The sequence below is a fragment of the Streptomyces sp. NPDC055078 genome (assembly GCF_053607985.1).
Genome location: NZ_JBSGUP010000736.1, coordinates 1 through 3,943, shown reverse-complemented (window position 1 = coordinate 3,943; position 3,943 = coordinate 1). Strand labels below are relative to the sequence as shown.

The window sequence follows — 3,943 nt, the reverse complement described above, 5'->3', positions numbered from 1 at the left end:
CGGCCGCCCCGACCGGCTGGATCGTCAGCCCTTGCGGCCGAGCAGCTTCCAGGCCGCGGGCAGCGCGCCCATCGCCAGGGCCGCCTTCAGCGCGTCCCCGATCAGGAAGGGGGTGAGGCCGGCCGCGACCGCCTGGGGCAGGGTCATGCCGGTGGACAGCGCGAGGTAGGGCACGCCGACCGCGTAGATGATCAGCGAGCCGAGCACCATCGCGCCCGCCGTGCGCGCCACGGAGCGGTCCGCGCCGCGCCGGGCCAGGGCGCCGACGACCGTGGCGGCGAGCAGCATGCCGAGGACATAGCCGAAGGACGGCATCCCCCAGCCGGAGGCGCCCTCGGCGAACCAGGGCACGCCCGCCATGCCGACCAGTGCGTACAGCGCGAGCGAGAGGAAGCCCCGGCGGGCGCCGAGGGCCGTGCCGACGAGGAGCGCGGCGAAGGTCTGGCCGGAGACCGGGACCGGGGAGCCGGGGACCGGGAGCGCGATCTGGGCGGCGAGGCCGGTGAGCGCGGCACCTCCGACGACGAGCGCGATGTCCCGCGTACGGGAGGCGGGGAGCAGGTCCGCGAGGACCGCGCCCGGACGGGAGGTGACTGAAGCAGTGCTCATCGGAACTCCGCGGAGGCGAGGGAAGTGGGTGCAGGGGGAACACGGTGACGGTAGCCCACCGGGATTCACCGGATCACCGTCAGCCGCCGACAAAGCGCGGGCGGGGCGGTTAGGAAGGACCCCACAAACGATTCACTTTATGCCTGCCCCGGCGTGACCCTCGTCACTGAGGTGAGCGGGATCGCGCCATCGGGGTCCACCAGGGGGCGCTGTAGGGTTCCACCAAAGCCGATCGACCGGCACACCAATGAGTGCCCCATACATGCGTGCGCGCCTTGTGTGAGCCTGGTAACCGTATAGCGGATATGTGTTCCCATTGAGCGGAGCAGGGGCTCAGACTGTGCCCGCTCCCCCGCCTCCGAGGAACAGGGCACACGTATGTCCCGGACCACCGCATCCCCGCCGCCAGTCGACCGCAGCCCGGACGATGTGAGGCTCTCCCACGGCCTCAAGCAGCGCCATCTCTCGATGATCGCCCTCGGCGGCGTGATCGGCGCCGGACTGTTCGTGGGCTCCGGCGCGGGCATCGCCAAGGCGGGTCCCTCGATCGTCGTCGCCTACGCCCTCTCCGGGCTGCTCGTCATGCTGGTGATGCGCATGCTCGGGGAGATGTCGGCGGCGTACCCGGCCTCGGGCTCGTTCTCCGTGCACGCCGAGCGGGCGATCGGGCCCTGGGCCGGGTTCACCGCCGGGTGGGCCTTCTGGTTTCTGCTCTGTGTGGCCGTCGGCATCGAGGGCATCGGCGCGGCCAAGATCATGACCGGCTGGTTCCCCGGTACGCCCGAGTGGGCCTGGGTCGCCCTCTTCATGCTGGCCTTCTGCGCCACGAACCTCGCCGCCGTGAAGAACTTCGGCGAGTTCGAGTTCTGGTTCGCCGCGCTGAAAGTCGGGGCGATCGTGCTCTTCCTGGGCATCGGCGTCCTCGCCATCACGGGTCTGCTGCCGGGCACCGACGCCCCCGGCACCGCGAACCTCACAGGCGACGGCGGCTTCATGCCCATGGGCGTCGACGGCCTCGTCGTCGGACTGCTCGCCTCCGTCTTCGCGTACGGCGGTCTGGAGACGGTCTCCATCGCGGCGGCCGAGTCCGAGCACCCGGTGCGCGGGGTCGCGAAGGCGGTGAAGACGGCCATGTGGCGGATCGCCCTCTTCTACGTGGGCTCGATGGCGGTCATCGTCACGCTGGTGCCGTGGGACGACCCGAAGGTCGTCGAGAAGGGGCCGTACGTCGCCACCCTCGACCATCTGGGCATTCCGGCCGCCGGGCAGATCATGAACGTCGTGGTGCTGATCGCCCTGCTCTCCGCGATGAACGCGAACATCTACGGGGCCTCCCGGATGGCCTGCTCGCTGGTCGCCCGGGGCCAGGGACCCCGGGCGCTCGGCCGCACCTCCGGCGGCGTGCCGAGGGCCGCCGTCCTGGTGTCGTCCGCCTTCGGGTTCGGGTGTGTGCTGCTCAGCTACTGGCGGCCGGACGACGTCTTCATGTGGCTGCTCAATATGATCGGCGCGATCATCCTCGTCGTCTGGATCTTCATCGCCGTCTCCCAGCTGATCCTCCGCCGCCGACTGGAGCGCGACGAGCCCGGGCGGCTGACGGTGCGGATGTGGTGGTACCCGGGGCTGACCTGGGTGGCGCTGGCGGGCATGGTGACGGTGTTCGTCCTGATGGCACGGGAGCCGGACACCCGGACACAGCTCTACTACACCGGGGGCCTGGCGCTGGCCCTGGCACTGGCGGGATATCTGCGGCAGCTGGTCGGGGAGCGGCGCGAGGGACGTCAGTGATGGTGGTGCCGGTGGTGGTGGCTGTGTTCCGGTACCGGCGCTCTCGTGGGCGGCCGGGGCGCTCTCCGGGGGCGTACTGGTGAGTCTTGGGAAGTTCTCACGCGGGAGCGGCAAGAAGCGACGCACGGAGGATTGACGGTCCCCGTCCGCTGACTCAAGCTCAGTTTCCATGCGACGACGCGCGCCCCTGTCTCCAGCGAGCCGGCCGGGCGGTTCGGGGTCGGCGTGATGACCGTGCATCGCGCGGCGATGGCCGCCGGCTCACCCCGGGCCCTGCCACCGCGGCGCGCGGCGGCCCTCCCGACAGCTCCGACAGCACCGACAGCGCCCGGCGGCGGCTACGATCCGCTGCGCACCCCGTTCCCCGGGGCTGCGCACGGGGAGGCCGTGCGGTGCGCACCTCGTGTCCGTGCGGCGCACCCACCGGGCGCCGGCCCACCATCACGCGGAGGAACCGCATGAAAGTCCTCGCCGCCGGAGACCACTTCATCCGCAACTCCCTGATCGCCGACGCGCTGCGCCACGACCTCGCCGGTTCCGCGCTGGAGCTGACCGAGCTGACGCTCCCCTGGCCGCTGGAGCCCTTCGGGCCGGTCGGCGAGGTCGCCGAGGCGAGCGATGCCGAGGACGCGCTGATCAAGGCGCTCGACGGGGTGGAGGTCTGTGTCACCCAGATGGCGCCCTTCACCGATCGCGTCCTGGCCGCCTCCCCCGCGCTGCGGATGATCGCCGTCTGCCGGGGCGGCCCCGTCAACGTCAACGCGGACGCGGCCAGGGAGCGGGGGGTGAAGGTGTGCTTCACGCCCGGCCGCAATGCCGCCGCGACGGCGGAGTTCACCGTCGGACTGATGCTGTCCGCGCTGCGCCGTATCCCGGAGGCACACCACTCCCTCGCCGGGCGGGGCACCTGGGACGGCTCGTATTACACCTATGAGCACAGCGGACTGGAGCTGGAGGACAGCCCGGTCGGCATCATCGGTTACGGCGCGGTCGGCTGCCGGGTGGCGCGGGTGCTGAGCGCCTTCGGGGCCGAGGTGGAGGTGTACGACCCGTATGTGCGCGGCGATGTGCACGGTATGCGCGCGCACAGCCTGGAGGCCCTGCTCGCCCGCTCCCGCATCCTCACCCTGCACGCCCGGCTCACCGACGAGACCCGCGGGCTGATCGGCGCCCGGGAACTGGCGCTGCTGCCCCGCGGCTCGATCCTGGTGAACGCCGGCCGCGGCGGGCTGCTGGACACGGAGGCCCTGTGCGACGCGCTGGACAGCGGCAGGCTGTCGGCCGCCGCGCTCGACACCTACGAGGAGGAGCCGCTGCCGCCGGGCGGCCGTCTCCACTCCACGCCCAACCTGGTGCTGACCCCCCATGTCGGAGGCGCGAGCAAGGCGGTGGCCCGCAAGGCCGCGCGCATCGCGGCGTCGGAGGTCGCGCGCTACGCCCGCGGCGAGCCGCTGGCGCATGCCCTTGCCTGACCGCAGGGCACGGCCTGCGGCCGTGTCCTCAAACGCCGGACGGGCTGGGTATGCGCACCTGGTCAACCTCAGCC

Annotated in this window: 3 protein-coding genes; 2 read left to right on the top strand and 1 reads right to left on the bottom strand. The window is 71.9% G+C overall.

Annotation, left to right across the window (positions count from 1 at the left end):
* Positions 1–24: 24 nt before the first annotated feature.
* Positions 25–609, bottom strand: coding sequence for a biotin transporter BioY (locus ACWF94_RS35735; protein ID WP_453498472.1), 585 nt, complete (start codon positions 607–609; stop codon positions 25–27).
* A gap of 378 nt (positions 610–987) precedes the next feature.
* On the opposite strand from ACWF94_RS35735, the gene ACWF94_RS35730 reads away from it, so the two are divergent.
* Together ACWF94_RS35730 and ACWF94_RS35725 are read left to right on the top strand one after the other, a co-directional pair.
* Positions 988–2,397, top strand: a complete 1,410-nt coding sequence (locus ACWF94_RS35730; protein WP_453498469.1) for an amino acid permease — start codon at positions 988–990, stop codon at positions 2,395–2,397.
* Positions 2,398–2,855: 458 nt separating this feature from the next.
* On the top strand, positions 2,856–3,869 hold the full coding sequence (locus ACWF94_RS35725; protein WP_453498466.1) for a 2-hydroxyacid dehydrogenase: 1,014 nt from the start codon (positions 2,856–2,858) through the stop codon (positions 3,867–3,869).
* Positions 3,870–3,943: the final 74 nt, after the last annotated feature.